12 protein-coding genes and 2 pseudogenes are annotated in these 17,298 nt (G+C 68.0%); 5 read left to right on the forward strand and 9 right to left on the reverse strand.

Translation table 11 applies throughout. The features are described from left to right. The first annotated feature begins 374 nt into the window (after positions 1–374). Together leuS and ACXAID_RS21025 are read left to right on the forward strand one after the other, a co-directional pair. Entirely contained in the window at positions 375–3,230 is a 2,856-nt protein-coding gene (leuS, locus tag ACXAID_RS21020; RefSeq protein ID WP_475024142.1) for a leucine--tRNA ligase, read from the forward strand. 99 nt (positions 3,231–3,329) lie between these two features. After that, a pseudogene (locus ACXAID_RS21025) lies at positions 3,330–4,189 on the forward strand (DUF559 domain-containing protein). Positions 4,190–4,223: 34 nt separating this feature from the next. Here the strand turns inward: ACXAID_RS21025 and ACXAID_RS21030 are convergent. After that, a complete protein-coding gene (locus ACXAID_RS21030; protein ID WP_475024143.1) occupies positions 4,224–4,889 on the reverse strand; it encodes an SDR family oxidoreductase in 666 nt (221 codons plus the stop codon). A gap of 55 nt (positions 4,890–4,944) precedes the next feature. Here ACXAID_RS21030 and ggh point away from each other — a divergent pair, with 55 nt between their 5' ends. Further along, positions 4,945–6,285 (forward strand): glucosylglycerate hydrolase, encoded by a 1,341-nt coding sequence (gene ggh, locus ACXAID_RS21035; RefSeq protein ID WP_475024144.1) that lies wholly within the window; start codon positions 4,945–4,947, stop codon positions 6,283–6,285. 1 nt (position 6,286) lies between these two features. On the opposite strand, the gene ACXAID_RS21040 is transcribed toward ggh, so the two are convergent. The 4 genes and pseudogenes from ACXAID_RS21040 to ACXAID_RS21055 form a co-directional block, all read right to left on the reverse strand. Further along, positions 6,287–6,751, reverse strand: a complete 465-nt coding sequence (locus tag ACXAID_RS21040; RefSeq protein ID WP_475024145.1) for a MarR family winged helix-turn-helix transcriptional regulator — start codon at positions 6,749–6,751, stop codon at positions 6,287–6,289. A 125-nt stretch (positions 6,752–6,876) separates the two neighbouring features. Further along, positions 6,877–7,542 (reverse strand): GntR family transcriptional regulator, encoded by a 666-nt coding sequence (locus tag ACXAID_RS21045; protein ID WP_475024146.1) that lies wholly within the window; start codon positions 7,540–7,542, stop codon positions 6,877–6,879. A gap of 51 nt (positions 7,543–7,593) precedes the next feature. Further along, positions 7,594–8,397, reverse strand: a pseudogene (locus ACXAID_RS21050) (LLM class F420-dependent oxidoreductase). Positions 8,398–8,528: 131 nt separating this feature from the next. Then, a complete protein-coding gene (locus ACXAID_RS21055; RefSeq protein ID WP_475024147.1) occupies positions 8,529–10,610 on the reverse strand; it encodes a PhoX family protein in 2,082 nt (693 codons plus the stop codon). 228 nt (positions 10,611–10,838) lie between these two features. Here ACXAID_RS21055 and ACXAID_RS21060 point away from each other — a divergent pair, with 228 nt between their 5' ends. Continuing rightward, on the forward strand, positions 10,839–12,893 hold the full coding sequence (locus ACXAID_RS21060; RefSeq protein ID WP_475024148.1) for an Ig-like domain-containing protein: 2,055 nt from the start codon (positions 10,839–10,841) through the stop codon (positions 12,891–12,893). Here the strand turns inward: ACXAID_RS21060 and ACXAID_RS21065 are convergent, their stop codons facing one another. The 4 genes from ACXAID_RS21065 to ACXAID_RS21080 form a co-directional block, all read right to left on the reverse strand. Further along, positions 12,894–13,790 carry an alpha/beta fold hydrolase gene (locus ACXAID_RS21065; protein ID WP_475024149.1) on the reverse strand — a complete coding sequence of 299 codons (897 nt, stop codon included), beginning with the start codon at positions 13,788–13,790 and terminating at the stop codon, positions 12,894–12,896. Positions 13,791–13,921: 131 nt separating this feature from the next. Continuing rightward, complete coding sequence (locus tag ACXAID_RS21070) at positions 13,922–15,013, reverse strand: inositol-3-phosphate synthase (RefSeq protein ID WP_475024150.1); 1,092 nt, start codon at positions 15,011–15,013, stop codon at positions 13,922–13,924. Between the two features lie 81 nt (positions 15,014–15,094). Beyond that, positions 15,095–15,640: a PadR family transcriptional regulator gene (locus ACXAID_RS21075; RefSeq protein ID WP_475024153.1), complete on the reverse strand. Its 546-nt coding sequence runs from the start codon at positions 15,638–15,640 to the stop codon at positions 15,095–15,097. A gap of 141 nt (positions 15,641–15,781) precedes the next feature. Beyond that, on the reverse strand, positions 15,782–16,651 hold the full coding sequence (locus ACXAID_RS21080; RefSeq protein ID WP_475024151.1) for a DUF1707 SHOCT-like domain-containing protein: 870 nt from the start codon (positions 16,649–16,651) through the stop codon (positions 15,782–15,784). Positions 16,652–16,785: 134 nt separating this feature from the next. On the opposite strand from ACXAID_RS21080, the gene ACXAID_RS21085 reads away from it, so the two are divergent. Then, complete coding sequence (locus ACXAID_RS21085) at positions 16,786–17,211, forward strand: DUF5318 domain-containing protein (RefSeq protein WP_475024152.1); 426 nt, start codon at positions 16,786–16,788, stop codon at positions 17,209–17,211. Positions 17,212–17,298: the final 87 nt, after the last annotated feature.

Below are 17,298 nucleotides of genomic sequence, written 5' to 3' on the forward strand. Positions count from 1 at the left end.
GTGACGGTCTGCGTGACGGTGGCCGGCGCGGGCAGCGGGGGCTGCGGAACAGCCGGCTGCGCGGACGCGGTGGTGCCCGCCAATCCCAGTACGCCGGCCGTGCCGGCGGCGCACGCCCCGATCCCACCTGCCAGAACCCGCCAACGGCGGGTGATCTCGGTCATCGAGTGAAGCCTCCCAATACTCGTTCCTGACGTCCGTTCCAGCAGATCCGGGCTGTTCACGGCTGCGTCAGGCGATGAATGTATCCACCGGTTTCGCGGGGTCACCACCCCTGGAATCGACCTGGAATCAACCCCTGACGCATCCGCAACGGAACCGAGATCAACCCGTGGCCGACAAAGCGCCGAAACGGCGGCTTATACCCTGGTGGGGTGATCGAAACGCCGTCCGCACAGCCTGCCGCCGAACAGACCCCCCGGTACCGCTACACCGCCGAACTGGCCGGGGAGATCGAGCGCGGCTGGCAACAGCGCTGGCTGGCGGCCGGAACCTTCGATGTCGCCAACCCGGTCGGCTCGCTGGCTCCGGCCGACGGCGCCGCGCTGCCCGCGGACAAGATGTTCGTCCAGGACATGTTCCCGTACCCGTCCGGCGAAGGCCTGCACGTCGGGCACCCGCTGGGCTACATCGCCACCGACGTCTATGCCCGGTACTACCGGATGGCCGGACGTAACGTGTTGCACGCCTTGGGGTTCGACGCTTTCGGGTTGCCCGCTGAGCAGTACGCGATCCAGACCGGCACGCATCCGCGGATCCGCACCGAGGCCAACATCGTCAACTTCCGCCGGCAGCTCGGCCGGCTGGGGCTGGGCCACGACTCGCGGCGCAGCTTCTCGACCACCGACGTCGACTACTACAAGTGGACTCAGTGGATCTTCCTGCAGATCTACAACGCCTGGTTCGATCGCGAGCTCGGCAGGGCCCGGCCCATCGCGGAGTTGATCGCCGAGTTCGAGGCCGGGACCCGGGCGCTCGAAGACGGCCGGTCCTGGTCGCAGCTCGACACCGGGGAGCGCGCTGACGTCGTCGACGGTTACCGGCTGGTCTATCTGTCCGACTCGGTGGTCAACTGGTGTCCGGGGCTGGGCACCGTGCTGGCCAACGAGGAAGTCACCGCCGACGGGCGTAGTGAGCGCGGAAACTTCCCGGTGTTCCGGAAACGGTTGCGCCAGTGGATGATGCGCATCACCGCTTACTCGGATCGGCTGCTCGAAGACCTGGACGTGCTGGACTGGCCGGAGAAGGTCAAGACCATGCAGCGCAACTGGATCGGGCGCTCCACCGGGGCCTCGGTGTTATTCGGCACCCCGGACGGCGACATCGAGGTGTTCACCACCCGGCCGGACACACTGTTCGGCGCCACCTACATGGTGTTGGCCCCCGAGCACGAACTGGTGGACCGCCTGACCGCCGAAGCCTGGCCCGACGGTGTGGACCCCCGGTGGACGTTCGCAGCGGCCACCCCGGTCGAGGCGGTTGCCGCCTACCGGGCGTCGACTGCGGCGAAGTCCGATCTGGAACGTCAGGAGAACAAGTCCAAGAGCGGCGTCTTCCTCGGCGCATACGCGGTGAATCCGGCCAACGGCCAACAGGTTCCGGTGTTCATCGCCGACTACGTGCTGGCCGGTTACGGGACCGGCGCGATCATGGCGGTGCCCAGCGGGGACCAGCGTGACTGGGACTTCGCCACCGACTTCGGTCTGCCGATCGTGGAAGTGGTTTCCGGTGGCGATATTTCGGAGGCGGCTTACACCGGTGACGGCGAGCTGGTCAACTCCGGGTTCTTGGACGGGATGGACGTCGCCTCGGCCAAGGCGGCCATCACCGAACGGTTGAGCGCCGACGGCCGCGGCTGGGCTCGGGTCGAATACAAGCTGCGGGACTGGCTTTTCGCCCGGCAGCGTTACTGGGGTGAGCCGTTCCCGATCGTCTACGACGAGCAGGGCCGGGCGCACGCGCTGCCGGAGTCGTTGCTGCCGGTCGAACTGCCCGATGTGCCCGACTACTCGCCGGTGCTGTTCGACCCGGACGACGCCGACAGCGAACCGTCCCCCCCGCTGGCCAAGGCCACCGACTGGGTCAACGTCGAGCTCGACCTCGGCGACGGCTTGAAGAACTACACCCGCGACACCAACGTCATGCCGCAGTGGGCCGGCAGTTCGTGGTACGAGTTGCGCTACACCGACCCGTACAACAAAGAGCAGATGTGCGCCAAGGAGAACGAGGCGTACTGGATGGGCCCGCGCCCGGCCGAGCACGGAGCCGACGATCCGGGCGGGGTGGACCTCTACGTCGGTGGCGTCGAGCATGCGGTGCTGCACCTGCTGTATTCGCGGTTCTGGCACAAGGTGCTCTACGACCTCGGGCACGTCAGCTCGCGGGAACCGTACCGGCGGCTGGTGAATCAGGGCTACATTCAGGCGTTCGCCTACACCGATGCACGCGGCGCCTACGTCCCGGCGGCCGAGGTGATCGAGCGGGACGGGACGTTCTTCTGGCCCGGTCCGGACGGGGAGATCCCGGTGAACCAGGAGTTCGGCAAGATCGGCAAGAGCTTGAAGAACTCGGTGTCCCCGGACGAGATCTGCGACAACTACGGCGCCGACACGTTGCGGGTCTACGAGATGTCGATGGGTCCGCTGGAGGCGTCGCGACCGTGGGCGACCAAGGACGTCGTCGGGGCGCACCGGTTCCTGCAGCGGGTGTGGCGGCTGGTGGTCTCCGAGGAGACCGGCGCGACCGTCGCCTCCGACGACGACCTGGACGAGGAGACGCTGCGGCTGCTGCACCGCACCATCGCCGGTGTCACCGAAGACTATGCGGCGCTGCGCAACAACACCGCGGCCGCCAAGCTGATCGAGTTCACCAACCACCTCACCAAACAGTCGGTGACCGGGCGGGCCGCGCTGGAACCGCTGGTGCTGATGGTGGCGCCGCTGGCGCCGCATCTGGCCGAGGAGCTGTGGGAGCGGCTCGGCCACGGCGGGTCGCTGGCGCACGGACCGTTCCCGGTCGCCGACGAGGCGTTCCTGGTCGAGGACACCGTGGAGTACCCGGTGCAGGTCAACGGCAAGGTGCGGGGCCGGGTCACCGTGGCCGCCGATGCCGACGACGAGGCTGTGCAGGCCGCGGCGCTGGCCGAGGAGAAGGTGGTCGCGTTCATCGACGGCCGCAGCCCGAAGAAGGTGATCGTGGTCCCCGGCCGCCTGGTCAACGTCGTCCTCTAACTTGCGATTTCGGCGTAACCAGTCGCGGAAAGCGCGACCCGTCACGCCGAAACCGCGAGGATCGGAACCATCTAGCCGTCGCCGGCGTCCTACTGGAGTGTGATCAACGACTATCTGCGGCGGCATGACGGTGTCGTCACCCCGGCACACGCGCGAGCCGCCGGTCTGAGCAAGCACGCGGTGAGCAGACGCCTGCGATCGGGGCAGTGGCGTCGCTGTTCTGCGGGTGTGTACTTCGCCGATGATCGGCCGTTCACCGATGCTGCGCGGGGGTCAGGTCCGAGGTCTGGGGATACGGCGAGCGCGCGGTGGCAAGCGGTTTGGCCGCTGCCTGGTGGTATGGCCTCACGCGGTACCCGCCGACGATCGTCGACGTCACGGTACCCAGGGACAGCGACGGCCGGAAGCGTGCGGGCACCCGGGTGCGCCGCCGCGATCTGGCCGACACCGACATCGACGACGTGCGAGGGTTGCGGCTCACCGCGTACCCGTTGACGGTGTTGGAAGCTGCCGTACAACGCCGCGCCGGAGCAAAGCTGATGGACGCTGCGCTGCAGAGCGGTGTCGAGTTGAGTTCGCTGTGGCGAGCCCAACTTCGGAACAAGGGCCGGTACGGTTCACCGGCGGCGCGGCAGCTGTTGCAGGGGGCGGCCGACGGTACCCGGTCGGCTGCTGAACGGCTGCTGCTGCAGATCATCCGATCGGCCGGCCTGACCGGCTGGCAGACCAACTACCCGGTTGCCGGCTGTCGGATCGACGTGGCCTTCGTCGCATCGATGGTCGCTGTCGAAGTCGACGGGTTCGCGTTCCACAGCGATCCGGAGGCGTTCCACAAGGACCGTGTCCGCCAGAACCGGCTCGCGCTTCTGGGCTGGCAGGTGTTGAGGTTCACCTGGCTGGATCTCACCGAGTACCCGGAACGCGTCGCCGAGACCCTGCAAGCGGCGGTTTCGGTGTGACGGGTCGCGCTATCCGCGACTGGTTACGCCGTAATCACCGGGGTCGGACGATCACCTCGTGGACGTGCGCGTCGGCGGGGGCGTTGATCGCCTCAGCGGTCAGCCGGGCCACCGTCTGCGGGCTCAGGAACTCCTCGGGGCGGTACTCGCGGCCCTCGTAGGCGATCAGGTCCTCCTGCATCTGCGTGTCGATCCGGCCCGGGTGCATCGAGGTCACCCGCAGGGCCGGTTCGTCGGCGCGCAGGGAGCCGGCGAACCCGCGCAGCGCGAACTTGCTCGCCGAATACGAGGCCAGACCGGGGGAGGGGTTGATGCCGGACCCGGAGTTGATGAACACAACGTGCCCGCCGGCTGCGCGCAGCGCGGGCAGCAGCTCCAGGGTCAGGGCGACGGCGCCGACGACGTTGACGGTCATCGAGGCGCGCCACTCGTCGACCGAGCTCTCGGCGACGCGGCCGGGGTAGGCGACCCCGGCGTTGTGGACCAGCACGTCGAGCTCGACGATCGGCTCCACGACGGCGGCCAGCGAGTCCGGGTCGGCCAGGTCGATCGGCCAGGTGGTGGCGCCGAGGCGTTCGGCGACCGCGTCCAGACGGCTGGATGGGCGCCCGGCCAGGAACAGCGTGTGAGTCGGGGCCAGGGCGTCGGCGATGGCGGCTCCGAGGCCGCCCGAGGCCCCGGTGATCATGGCGGTCGGCACAATTTGAACCCTACCGATCTGCGCGGCGAGCGAACTCGTCGCATCATGAAGGGCGATGCCCTACGACCCGACCTTCGCTCCCACGCAGCTCGCGGCCCGCGCTGCCTACCTGTTGCGCGGTAATGACCTCGGTGTCATGACCACCGCGGCGCCGCTGCTCTACCCGCATATGTGGAGCTGGGATGCCGCGTTCGTGTCGATCGGGCTGGCGCCGCTGTCGGTCGAGCGCGCCGTCGTCGAGCTCGACACGCTGCTCTCGGCGCAGTGGCAGAACGGCATGATCCCGCACATCGTGTTCGCCAACGGGGTCGACGGGTACTTCCCCGGACCGGCCCGCTGGGCCTGCTCGGCGCTGGCGGGCAATGCGCCGCACGCCCGGCACACCTCGGGCATCACCCAGCCGCCGGTGCACGCCATCGCGGTGCAGCGCATCCTCGACCATGCCCGTACCCGCGGCCGGTCCACCCGCGCGGTCGCCGAAGCGTTCCTCGACCGGCGCTGGTCGGACCTGGTGCGCTGGCATCGCTGGCTGGCCGAGTGCCGCGACCTCAACGGCCACGGCCGGGTCACGATGTATCACGGCTGGGAGTCCGGGATGGACAACTCGCCGCGGTGGGACAGCGCCTACGCCAACGTGACTCCCGGCGAGGTGCCGGAGTATCAGCGTGAGGACAACAAGATCAACACCGACGCCACCCAGCGTCCGAGCGATCTGGAGTACGACCGCTACCTGTGGCTGCTCGAGGAGATGAAGGCCGCCCGCTACGACGACGAATTGATGGCCAAGTCGGTGAGTTTCGCCGTCGAGGACGTGTTCGTCTCGGCGATCCTGTCGGTGGCCTGCCAGGTGCTCGCCGAGATCGGCGAGGACCACAAACGTCCGCACGCCGATGTGAAGGATCTCTATTCGTGGGCCGACCGGTTCCGCACCGGGGTCATCGAGAGCACTGATCAACGGACGGGCGCGGCAAGGGATTACGACGTGCGCGCCGACAAGTGGATCGCGACGGAGACCGTCGCGCAGTTCGCGCCGCTGTTGTGCGGCGGGCTCCCGCACGACCGGGAGAGAACACTGCTGCGGCTGCTGGAAGGCCCGCGCTTCTGCGGCCACCCGGACCTGGCCTACCCGCTGATCCCGTCGACGTCACCGGTGTCGCGGGACTTCCGGCCGCGCGAATACTGGCGCGGGCCGGTGTGGCCGGTGATGACGTGGCTGTTCTCGTGGTGTTTCGCCCGGCGCGGCTGGGCCGAACGGGCGTCGATCCTGCGCCACGAGGGTCTGCGTCAGGCCAGCGACGGCACATTCGCCGAGTACTACGAGCCCTTCACCGGTGAGCCGCTGGGCAGCATGCAGCAGTCGTGGACCGCGGCCGCGGTGCTCGACTGGTTGGGCTGAGCTACTCGGCGATCCGCTCCAGCGGCGCCAGGGCCTTGGCCAGCGCCTCGAGTTCATCGCCGTTGAGCTTGCTCAGCAAAGCGGCCAGGTGAGCCTGCCTGGACGCCAAGGCTTCTCGGTGCTGAGCCAGCCCTTCGGGGGTGATGTCGACCAGAACGGCGCGCAGGTCCGAGGGGTCCCGGGACCGTTTGACCAGGCCGAGCTTCTCCAGGCGGCGGATGGCCACCGTGGTGGTGGGGGTCCGTACCCGCTCGTGCGCGGCGAGCTCGGTCATCCGCATCGGGCCCTGGTCGAACAGGGTGAGCAGGATCGACAGCTGGGCCAGCGTCAGGTCCCCGGACGTCGAGGTCCGGCCGGTGTGCCGCAGAACCGACAGCACCTTCGACAGCACGCGCTGCAGTTCACCCGCGAGTTCGCCGACCTGTGCGTCGGCGACGCCGCTGACCTGTGCGTCTGCATCCACCATAATTCAGCCAGTCTAACCTGTTCGGACCCCCCGCAGACCGATGTCGGCGGCTTTTCGAGGGCCAAGTTTACGTGGTTTTTGCCAGGTCAGATTGTTTTCGCCCGCCTCGACGGGTCAGCAAACACTCAGTTGTGCGGCCTCGGGTGCAGCACCCCACGCCGGATCAGCTCCGCGAGCAGGATGCACGCCATCAGCTCGGCGCGCTGTGCACAGGCCGCCTTGGCGGCCTCCGGGTCGCGACCGCGGATCGCGCTGAGCTCGGCCTCGTAGCAGGGCAGCAGTTCCTCGCGGTGCGCGTGGTAGGTCGCCCAGAACGCCTGCGGGATCATCGCCTCCGACGAATCCAGCAGAGCCTGCAGCCGCGGTCCGGCGTAGGCACCGTTGACGGTCTGGCGGAACAGCCGCGCATGGGAGTCGAACACCCGGGAGTCCACACCGCGGCGCATGGCCGCCATCTGCCCGTCGAGCGCCGCGACGATCTCGGGGTCGCACGCCTGGGCGGCCCGCGCCGCGGCCAGGCCGGTCAGCACCCCGTAGAGCTCATGGTGCTCGCGAAGGGTGGATTCGTCGAAGCGTTCGATGAAGGCGCCGCGGTGGTAGCGCGTCGTCAGGATCCCGTCGTGCTCGAGCTGAACGACGGCCTCCTGCACAGGAACCCGGCTCAGGCCGAGCTCATGCGCGATCTCGTTGCGATCCAGCCGATCCCCGGACCGCAACTTCCCCGTCAGGACCATGTTGATCACGTGGGAGACAACGAGGTCCTTCTCTTTGACCCCATACTTCTTCGGCATGGCGGCGACAGTCTCTCACGCCGCGCACGCCGGTGTGGGCGATCGGCGGGTTCAGTCGGTCTGGCGCCGATCACGCCACTGCACAACGCCTCGGCCACGGTGAGGTCGTAGTCCGGACCGTTGACCCCGACCGTCAGGAGTGTGACGCCAAGCCAGACAAGGGACTCCGCACCGGCCACGGTGGCCTCGGCACTGCGTTCGGGAACACCCGACGATCGTTCGATCGCACCGGGGTCACGGCCCACGTAGGCGCAGTGCCCGTCGAGCACCTCGGCCTTGGCCGGGTAGGTCGAGGTGTCGGTGAATCCGTGCCAGATATGGGCGTGCTCGGCCACCATGCGCAGGGTCTTCTTCTCGCCCTGCCCGCCGATCAGGATCGGGATGTCGCGTGCCGGCGCGGGATTGAGCTTCGCCAGCCGCGCTTCGGTCCGGGGCAGTGCCGCGGCGAGGTCGGCCAGCCGGGTGCCCGCGGTTCCGAATTCGTAGCCGTACTCGTCGTAGTCCTTCTGCTTCCAGCCCGTGCCGATGCCGAGGATCAGCCGCCCGTCGGAGATGTTGTCGACGGTGCGGGCCATATCGGCGAGCAACTCGGGGTTGCGGTACGAGTTGCAGCTGACCAGCACGCCGATCTCGATGCGCGAGGTCTGCTCGGCCCACGCGCCGAGCATCGTCCAGCACTCGTAGTGCGCACCGTCAGGGTCGCCGTTAGAGGGGGAAGAAGTGATCCCAGTTGAACGCGACGTCCACACCGAGGTCTTCGCAGCGGCGCACCGCGTCGCGGATGTGGCTGTAGCGAGGCGAGTGCTGGGGCTGCAGCTGCACCCCGATGCGGACCGGCCGGGTTGAAGAGGTCATGGTTTCAACGTAACCCCATCGCGCGAGCGCTCAGACCACATCGTCGCGTCTTCGCGCGAGCGCTCAGACTTCGCCTGTCGCGTCTTCGCGCGAGCGCTCAGACTTCGCCTGTCGCGTCTTCGCGCGAGCGCTCAGACGCCGATGCGACCGTTGTTCTTCCACACCGCCACCACCGACGGCCGCGCCGTGCCGTTGCCGCCCTCGGGCCACCGCGACTGCGGGTCGTCGATGCTGTTCTCGTCGTTCTCGCCCGGATGCTGCACGCACACCGTGACCAGGTCGTCGGTCACCACCGGACCACACGTCTCGGCGCCCAGCGGCACGGTCAGGAACTGCTTGACCTCGCCACGGTTCGGGCCGTCGAGGGCCACGGCGAACAGTCCGTCGTTGGAGTCCAGCGCATTGCCGTCGGTGGAGATCCACAGATTGCCGAAGCTGTCGAAGGCCAGGTTGTCCGGGCAGGAGATGGGGCTGACCTTCGTCTTGTCGAACCCGCCGTAGTAGGTGTCGGCGGCCTCGGGATCGCCGCACACCAGCAGCAGGTCCCAGGTGAAGTCGGTTCCGGTGTGGTTGTCGGTGATCTCGAGGATCTGTCCGCTCTTGTTGTCGTTGCGCGGGTTGGCGGCGTCGGGACCGGCCTCACCGGGCGCGCCGCGCTCGTCGTTGTTGGTCAGCGCGACGTAGACCTTGCCGGTCTTCGGGTTGGCCTCGAAGTCCTCGGGGCGGTCCATCTTCGTCGCGCCCGCCTTGTCGGCGGCCATCCGGGTGAACACGGCGATCTCCTCGGCCGTGACGCCGTCGACCAGCGACTCGGCCGCACCGTCGGGGCCGCTGCGCAGCAACGGAAGCCAGGTTCCGCGCCCGGAGAACGAACCGCTCGCGGGCAGTTCGCCCGAACCGTCGATCTGGGCGGCCGGGATGTCGCTGGACAGCTGGGCGACGTAGAGGGTGCCTTCGTCGAGGATCGTCATGTTGTGGGCCATGGCGTTCGGGTCCCCGGTGTCCCAGCCCGGCTGGATCTGCTTCGACGACACGAACTTGTACATGTAGTCGAACCGCTCGTCGTCGCCGGTGTAGGAGACCACGGTGCCGTCGTCGGTCACGTAGACGGTGGCGCCCTCGTGCTTGAGGCGGCCCATCGCGGTGTGCTTGACCGGGGTGGACTGTGGATCCCACGGGTTGAGCTCGACGACATAGCCGAACCGGTTGGGCTCGTTGGGCGTGGCGACCAGGTCGAAGCGTGGATCGAAGCTCTCCCACTTGAGCTCCGACGGCTCCACCGATACGCCGTAGCGGGCCATGCGGTCGGCCTCGACGGGCCCCGGCTGGGGGGCCCCGTCGGCGGCCCCGAAGTAGTCCTGGAAGTTCTCCTCGCCGGAGAGCACGGTGCCCCAGGGGGTCACCCCGCCCGCACAGTTGCCGACCGTGCCCGCCACGGTGCGGCCGGTCGGGTCTGCGGCGGTCCTGACGAAGTCGGTTCCGGCGGCCGGGCCGGTCAGCGTCATCGGCGAATCGGCTGTGATGCGCCGGTTGTAGTCACCCATCACCGGCTTGAGACCTTCCGGCGTGCGCTCGACCTCGACGACGCCCATCCCCATCGCCGCGATCTCGACGTCGAACTGGTCGCGGGTGGGGGCGTCGGCGTCGTAGCCGGCGAACATGAACTGCGGTGTCACGTACTCGAAGTTGGTGACCAGCAGGTAGCGGTTCTGGCTGCCGGGGATCGGCAGCAGGCCGGCGAAGTCGTTGTTGAACCCGAACTGGCCCCGCTGGGCGGCGCCGGTCTGGTTGGCTACATCGAACGCGGGTGCATCGGGAAGCACCGGATCGCCCCAGCTGATGACTACCGCCTGTTCGTAGCCGTCGGCGACGACGACCGCGTCCTCACTGTTGGGTGCCACCGATGCGAAGTTCATCCCGGCCGGGGGGTCGGCCGGCGCCGGTGTCGACGCCGTGGAGCTCGCGGCGGGGGTGGAGTCGCTCGAGCAGGCGGCCAGCGCTGAACCGGCGCCGACGGCCAGCACCGCGACTCCGCCGGCCTGCAGCATGGACCGGCGTGACAGCGTCTTGACGATGTCGCCGAAGTACTCGTTGTCGCTGCGGTTGGGTACCGGCTTCGAACAGGCGTCCCCGCACTTGTAGACGCACGTGATGTGCTGCCGTTTGGACTTTCCGTCATGGTTGACAAACAGGTTCAGCGGCACAAGAGCCATGGCGGTGCGGTTCCTTCCACGGTCGACGCGCGGCCGGGCTGTCGGCCGGGACCCGCGGAAAATTACGGGAGCCGGGCTAGCGGCAGGCAAGCAGAAAATGAACGCCCGGCTGACACCCCGTGATGCTGTGTCGGCGCCGAGCCGGCCCGCTGCTGGGGCCCATTTGCCACACCGAAGCTGCGACCCGGCGTAGCCTCTAGCCCGACGGGATAACGGAGGATCACTGAGATGGGCACAACCAGCGACAACGGCCTCGAGGACGGCGGGAGGCCGCATCCACGCCATGCCTCGACGCGGGCGGCACGGTGTTGGCTGCGCCTGGGCCTGGGATCGGCTGCGGTCGGAGCGGCTCTGCTGGGCCCGTCGGTGTGGGGAACGCCGACGGCGCTCGCCGACACCGAAACCGCGGCGGGAACCTCGTCGTCTTCGGCACCGTCATCCTCCGATGACAGCGGATCGGCCGACCAGAGCACGGACTCGCCCGGCGCCGCCGATGAGGCCGGGTCCGAGGGTGATCGCGACACCGACGACCAGACCGATCTCGAGACCGACGACGACCTCGAGGCCGAGGACGGCGCCGACCTCGACACCGACGCCGATGTAGACACCGACGCCGATCTGGACACCGACGCCGACCTGGACGCAGGCGTCGACCTCGAGGCGGAATCGGAGGACGCCGACACCTCCAACTCCTCCAACTCCTCAGACACGCTCGACACGTCCGCCGGCCTTGCTGAGGCGGCAGTCAGGGTTCAGGACGAGGAGTCCGGCGACGTCGAGCAACTCGGCACCCAGGACGGCCAGGACAGTGTCCTGCAGGCCGACACCGACTCGGACACTGAGCAGACCGCCGTCACGAAAGTGCGGGGTGCGCCGGCATACGATTCGGTCGACGTGGATCTGCCGGACGCGGGCACCGCAACTGTGTCGGCGGCACACTCGCCGACACCGCAGTCTTCGGCGGCCGCCGCGCCCGGCAGCTGGCAGGAGCTCACCGGGTCGGTGATCGAAGGCTTCACGGCGTTGAACCTGGCGTTGATCAACGCGCTGCCGGTGTCCCCGGCCTTCAAGGGCGGGCTGGAGGCGGCGGTGCTGAACATCCGCCGCACCTTCTTCAATCAGGCTCCCGACGTTGAAACGGTCCAGCTCACCGGCCTGGATTCCGGGCCGATCACCGGTGCGGTGATCGGCGTCGACCCCGACGGCGATCCCATCGTCTACCGCGTCTCCGAGGCTCCGGCACTGGGCACCCTGGAACTCGCCGCCGACGGCACCTACACCTATGTGCCAGGTGAGTTCTTCACCGGGCGAGACACTTTCAGCGTGGTCGCACTCGATCAGGGGCTGCACGTCAACCTGCTCGACCCGTTCCGCGCGCCGGGCACCTGGGTGCGGCCGGTGGTCCGCCAGACCGCCGGCGGCGGGGTCGGCATCACCTTCGAGTTCATCTACACCGACGGCGCCCAGTACTGGACGACCGAACGCCGGGAGGCGTTGCAGCGTGCCGCCAGTGATCTGATGGTCTACTTCGTGGTCGACGAACCGGTCACCCTGACCTACGAGGTCACCGGAACGAACTCGGCGACGTCAGGCACTCTGGCCATGGCAGGCAGCGACCTGGTCAGCGCCACACCGGGATACTGGCCGACGGTGGTGCAGCAAAAAATCACCACCGGAGTCGACGCGAACGGCTCCGACGCCGACGGTGAGATCGAGTGGAATTTCTACTACTCCTGGGATTACGACGACCAGGTCTCCGCCGGCCGGTTCGACTTCACCTCGGTCGCGATGCACGAACTGGTGCACTCCCTCGGGTTCCTGACCACGGTGACCCAGGACGGCGGTTCGGCGGCCTACCGGCTCGACTACGACAGTTTCATCGTCACCGCCGACGGAACACCGGTCATCGACGACAACTACGAGTGGATCGACGCCTACGACGCCAACCTCACCGGCGGCAACGGGGGCCTCTATTTCGGGGGAGCGAACGCCGTCGCGGCCTACGGCGCGCCGGTGCCGCTCTACACCCCGCAGACGTGGCAGTCGGGCAGCTCGATGCACCATCTCGACGACGAAACCTTCACCGGCTCGGACGAGAAGCTGATGAACGCGGCGACCGGGACCGGGCCGGGAACCCGGGAGCTCAGCGAGGTCGAACTCGCCATCCTGCGGGACTTGGGCTACAGCGTTGTGCCGCAGGCACCGTCTACGGTGTCGGTGCTGCTGACCCTGCTGGTGGTGGGTTTCCGGCGGCGCCGGCTGCGGCCGCTCGATGCGCTGTGATCAGCTGCTGAGCACGGTGCGCAGCAGCTGCACCAGCGCCCGCGGCTGATCGCTTTGCACCGAATGCCCCGAATCCTCGACGATGTGCGTGCGCTGGAAGCCGGGTGCGGCCGCCGAGAACGCTTCGGCGTCATCGTCGTTGACGAAGAACGAGTTGGCTCCCCGGATCAGCGTCGTGGGTGTCTCGAGGCGGGGGACGTCCTCCCACAACCCTTCGAACCCCTCGCCGGTCCGGATGGCGTCGTAGCGCCACGTCCAGGAGCCGTCCTCGAGCCGCTTGGCGTTGTGGAACACCCCGCGCCGCAACGACTCCCGATCACGATGCGGAGCCGCGGCGACGGTCACCTCGAGCATCGCGTCGAACGTCGGGAACGAACGCTCACCTCCGACCAGGGCCACGGTGCCCTTCTGCGCGTCGGTCATCTCGGTGTGCCGCTCGGGCGCTGACGGGGTGACGTCGACGAGGACCAGTTTGCGCACCAGCTCGGGGCTGGCGACGGCCAGCCGCAGGGCGGTCAGCCCGCCCAGCGACATCCCGACGACGAGTTCGGCGGCGGGGGCCAGTTCCCGGATCGCCGGTTCGACCGCGACCGCGTTGAGCCGGGGCCCGTAGTCGCCGTCTTCACGCCAGGCTGAGCGGCCGTGGCCGGGCAGGTCGATCGCCAGGGCCGGAACGCCCAGGCCCAGGATGACGGTGTCCCAGGTGTGCGCGTTCTGGCCGCCACCGTGCAGGAACACCACCTGAGGGGTGTCGTCGCCGAACTTCACGGCACTGATCGGGCCGCGGTCGAGGCGCGTGACGCTGGGCAGGGGACCGCTCACCCCGGCTTGCCGGGCGTTCTCCTTGAGAAAGATGAACTCCGACAGGCTGGCCAACTCGTCATCGGTGTCGTCCATGGTCAAACCCTACGCATCGGTGAACTCGCCGGATCGAGGGCACCCCCGGGGACACGTCGAGGCTGCGACCGCGGTGCGGAAGCGCGAGTGACTTCCGCCGTGGGCGCAGCCTCAACGGAGGGTGCGGGGGACTACTTGCCGTCGATGAAGCCTTCCAGCTGCGTGCGCGCGACGTCGTCGGCGAGCTGCTTGGGCGGGCTCTTCATCAGGTAGGCCGAGGCCGACTCGACGGGGCCGCCGACACCGCGGTCCTTGGCGATCTTGGCGGCGCGCACGGCGTCGATGATCACGCCGGCCGAGTTGGGCGAGTCCCACACCTCGAGCTTGTACTCGAGGTTCAGCGGCACATCGCCGAAGGCGCGGCCTTCGAGGCGGACGTAGGCCCACTTACGGTCGTCGAGCCACGCCACGTGATCCGACGGGCCGATGTGGACGTTCTTGTCCTCGACCTTGCCGGCCAGCGAGCCGGACAGGTTGGAGGTGACGGCCTGGGTCTTGGACACCTTCTTGGACTCCAGCCGGGTGCGCTCGAGCATGTTCAGGAAGTCCATGTTGCCGCCGACGTTGAGCTGGTAGGTGCGGTCCAGCGCGACCCCGCGGTCCTCGAACAGCTTGGCCATCACGCGGTGGGTGATGGTCGCGCCGACCTGGCTCTTGATGTCGTCGCCGACGATCGGCACACCGGCGTCGGCGAACTTCTTGGCCCACACCGGATCCGAGGCGATGAACACCGGCAGCGCGTTGACGAAGGCCACGCCGGCGTCGATGGCGCACTGGGCGTAGAACTTGTCGGCCTCTTCGGAACCGACCGGCAGGTAGGACACCAGCACGTCGACCTCGGCGTCCTTGAGGGCCTTGACGACGTCGACCGGGTCGACGTCGGAGATCTCGATGGTGTCGGAGTAGTACTTGCCGATGCCGTCGAGCGTAGGTCCGCGCTGGACGACGACGTCGGTCGGCGGCACGTCGGCGATCTTGATGGTGTTGTTCTCCGAGGCGAAGATCGCCTCGGACAGGTCGAAGCCGACCTTCTTGGCGTCGACGTCGAACGCGGCGACGAACTTTACGTCGCGCACGTGGTACTGGCCGAGTTTGACGTGCATCAGGCCGGGAACGGTGGCGCTCTCATCGGCATCCTTGTAATACTGCACGCCCTGCACGAGCGAGGACGCGCAGTTGCCCACGCCGACGATCGCGACCCGGACGTCATTGCTTGCGGTCATGACGGCTTCTCCTCTTGTCCAACTCGACCATTTTCAAAATTCCTGTGGGAACCACTCACTGCTGTGCGCCGGCGACCTGACTCAGGTCTGTTCGGCGTGTCCTTGCGCGGACCTCTCCGCGGCGATCAATTCGTTGAGCCACTTGACTTCTCGCTCACTGGACTCGAGGCCCAGCTGATGCAGTTGTCGGGTGTAGCGATCGAACGAGTTGCTGGCCCTGGCAATCGCCTCGCGCAGGCCTTCGCGACGCTCCTCCACCTGACGGCGACGCCCCTCGAGGATCCGCATTCTGGCCTCTGCCGGTGTGCGGTTGAAGAACGCGAGGTGGACCCCGAAGCCGTCGTCGGAGAAGTTCTGGGGACCGGTGTCGGCCACCAGTTCGCTGAAACGCTGCTTACCGGCATCGGTCAGCTGATACACCCGGCGTGCCCGCCGGACCTTCAGGCTGCCCTCACCGGTGGCGTCTTCGACGATCAGGCCGTCGGCCTGCATCCGCCGAAGCGCGGGATAGAGCGAGCCGTACGAGAAGGCGCGGAACGCACCGAGCAGACCGGTCAGCCGTTTGCGCAGCTCGTAGCCGTGCATGGGGGATTCCAGGAGCAGCCCCAGGATGGCCAGCTCGAGCATCAGGGACACCTCACTCTCCTAGTTGATCCGGCATATCAGGTTGATCTGCCGCGTCGCTACGACGCCTCGACACCTCGCGCAATAGTATCGCGCCGATATATTAACCGCTACATCGGTGCCTGCAAGCTGGTTCGGGCGGGCTCAGCTGTTCGGGTAGCTGATGTGTTTGATCGAGCCGTCGGGATTGAGCCGGATGTAGCCGCTGCCGAACTCGCTGGACACATAGACCGACAGGGCGATGGCCCCCGGCGGGGCGGTCACGTCACCGCTCGGATCGATCGACAGATAGAGGTTTTCGACGTCGGCCGGGCTGATGCCGAGCGTCTCGGGGGCTCCGCGCATGATCGCCACGATCTCGTCGACGTCGAACGCGGCCAGGTCGACCAGCACGTCGCGATCGTCTTTGGCAGACGTCGACGGGTCATCCCAACCGCCGCGGTAGAGATAGCGCAACACCCGCCGGGCGTCGGCCGGGTCGGGGCGTTCCAGCGACGCATAGTCGGGATACACGCTCATCGAGTAGCCCATGGTGTCGCCGAACTTCTGGTTCATCTGCTCGAGCAGCCCGTTGAGCCCGCCGAGCGAGTGCAACTGCCGGGGCGGGGTGAGCACCTTGGCCGGGATGCCGTCCTCCTTGGCCCCTGGGTCGGAGGTGAAGTTCAGCGGAGACGACGTGTTGCCGTACAGACCCCAGCCGATCGCGATGCCCAACACCACCAGCACCGCCGCGATCGCCACCCGGATCCCCCACCCCGAAGGCAGGGCAGGCCGGCGGCGCTTCTCGGGTGAGTCGAACTGGGCCGGCGGCGTGGTGATCTGCAGATCGGAGATCAGCCCGTGCAGCTCACTGAGCACGACGGCACTGGTGGCGGCCTTGACCCGCTCCCGGTGCTCGGTCATCGACAGCTGCCCCTCGGCCAGGGCGCTGTCCAGAGCTGTGCAGATGGTGTTGCGGTCGCTGTCCTTCGCCCGCGTGCCCGCCATCCGCCGTGCTGAGCTCCCCAGGGCCACGTCGACGATCCTATGAGTTGGGCCAGTGATACCGCAGGCCAGATGCGATCGCGGCCACCTCGACGGCGCCGGCACATCGAGCGGGGGCGCCCGTCGCGCTTCCCTGCCCGAGGTGCCGACGTACTCTGGTCCTCGTGCGATTGCAGCGACAGGTGGTGGACTACGCCCTGCGGCGACGGTCCCTGCTGGCAGAGGTCTATTCGGGACGCACCGGCGTCTCGGAGGTCTGCGACGCCAATCCCTATCTCCTGCGGGCCGCCAAGTTCCACGGCAGGCCGAGTTCGGTGATGTGTCCGATCTGCCGCAAGGAGCAGCTGACGTTGGTGTCGTGGGTGTTCGGTGACCACCTCGGGGCGGTGTCGGGTTCGGCGCGCACCTCCGAGGAACTGGTCCTGCTGGCGACCCGCTACGACGAGTTCTCGGTCCATGTGGTGGAGGTGTGCCGCACCTGCAGCTGGAATCACCTGGTCAAGTCATTTGTGCTCGGCGCCGTTCCCCCGCCCAAGGGATCGCGCCGCACCCAGACCGCGCGCAGCCGTGCGCGCACGGCCAGTGAATAGCGACGGGCGCGACGACCGGTCAGCCAACAATGCCCAGCGCGGGCGCCCGGCTGACGGCGTGAGCGCGCAGCCCCCGCAGCATCGTCC

Source organism: Mycobacterium sp. ABE4_509 (genome assembly GCF_056160785.1).

Excerpts from the sequence above, each read along its gene's own strand:
- ggh (WP_475024144.1), top strand. The coding sequence starts at position 4,945 with ATGCCCTACGACCCGACCTTCGCTCCCACGCAGCTCGCGGCCCGCGCT.
- ACXAID_RS21040 (WP_475024145.1), bottom strand. The coding sequence starts at position 6,751 with ATGGTGGATGCAGACGCACAGGTCAGCGGCGTCGCCGACGCACAGGTC.
- ACXAID_RS21045 (WP_475024146.1), bottom strand. The coding sequence starts at position 7,542 with ATGCCGAAGAAGTATGGGGTCAAAGAGAAGGACCTCGTTGTCTCCCAC.
- ACXAID_RS21055 (WP_475024147.1), bottom strand. The coding sequence starts at position 10,610 with ATGGCTCTTGTGCCGCTGAACCTGTTTGTCAACCATGACGGAAAGTCC.
- ACXAID_RS21060 (WP_475024148.1), top strand. The coding sequence starts at position 10,839 with ATGGGCACAACCAGCGACAACGGCCTCGAGGACGGCGGGAGGCCGCAT.
- ACXAID_RS21065 (WP_475024149.1), bottom strand. The coding sequence starts at position 13,790 with ATGGACGACACCGATGACGAGTTGGCCAGCCTGTCGGAGTTCATCTTT.
- ACXAID_RS21070 (WP_475024150.1), bottom strand. The coding sequence starts at position 15,013 with ATGACCGCAAGCAATGACGTCCGGGTCGCGATCGTCGGCGTGGGCAAC.
- ACXAID_RS21075 (WP_475024153.1), bottom strand. The coding sequence starts at position 15,640 with ATGCTCGAGCTGGCCATCCTGGGGCTGCTCCTGGAATCCCCCATGCAC.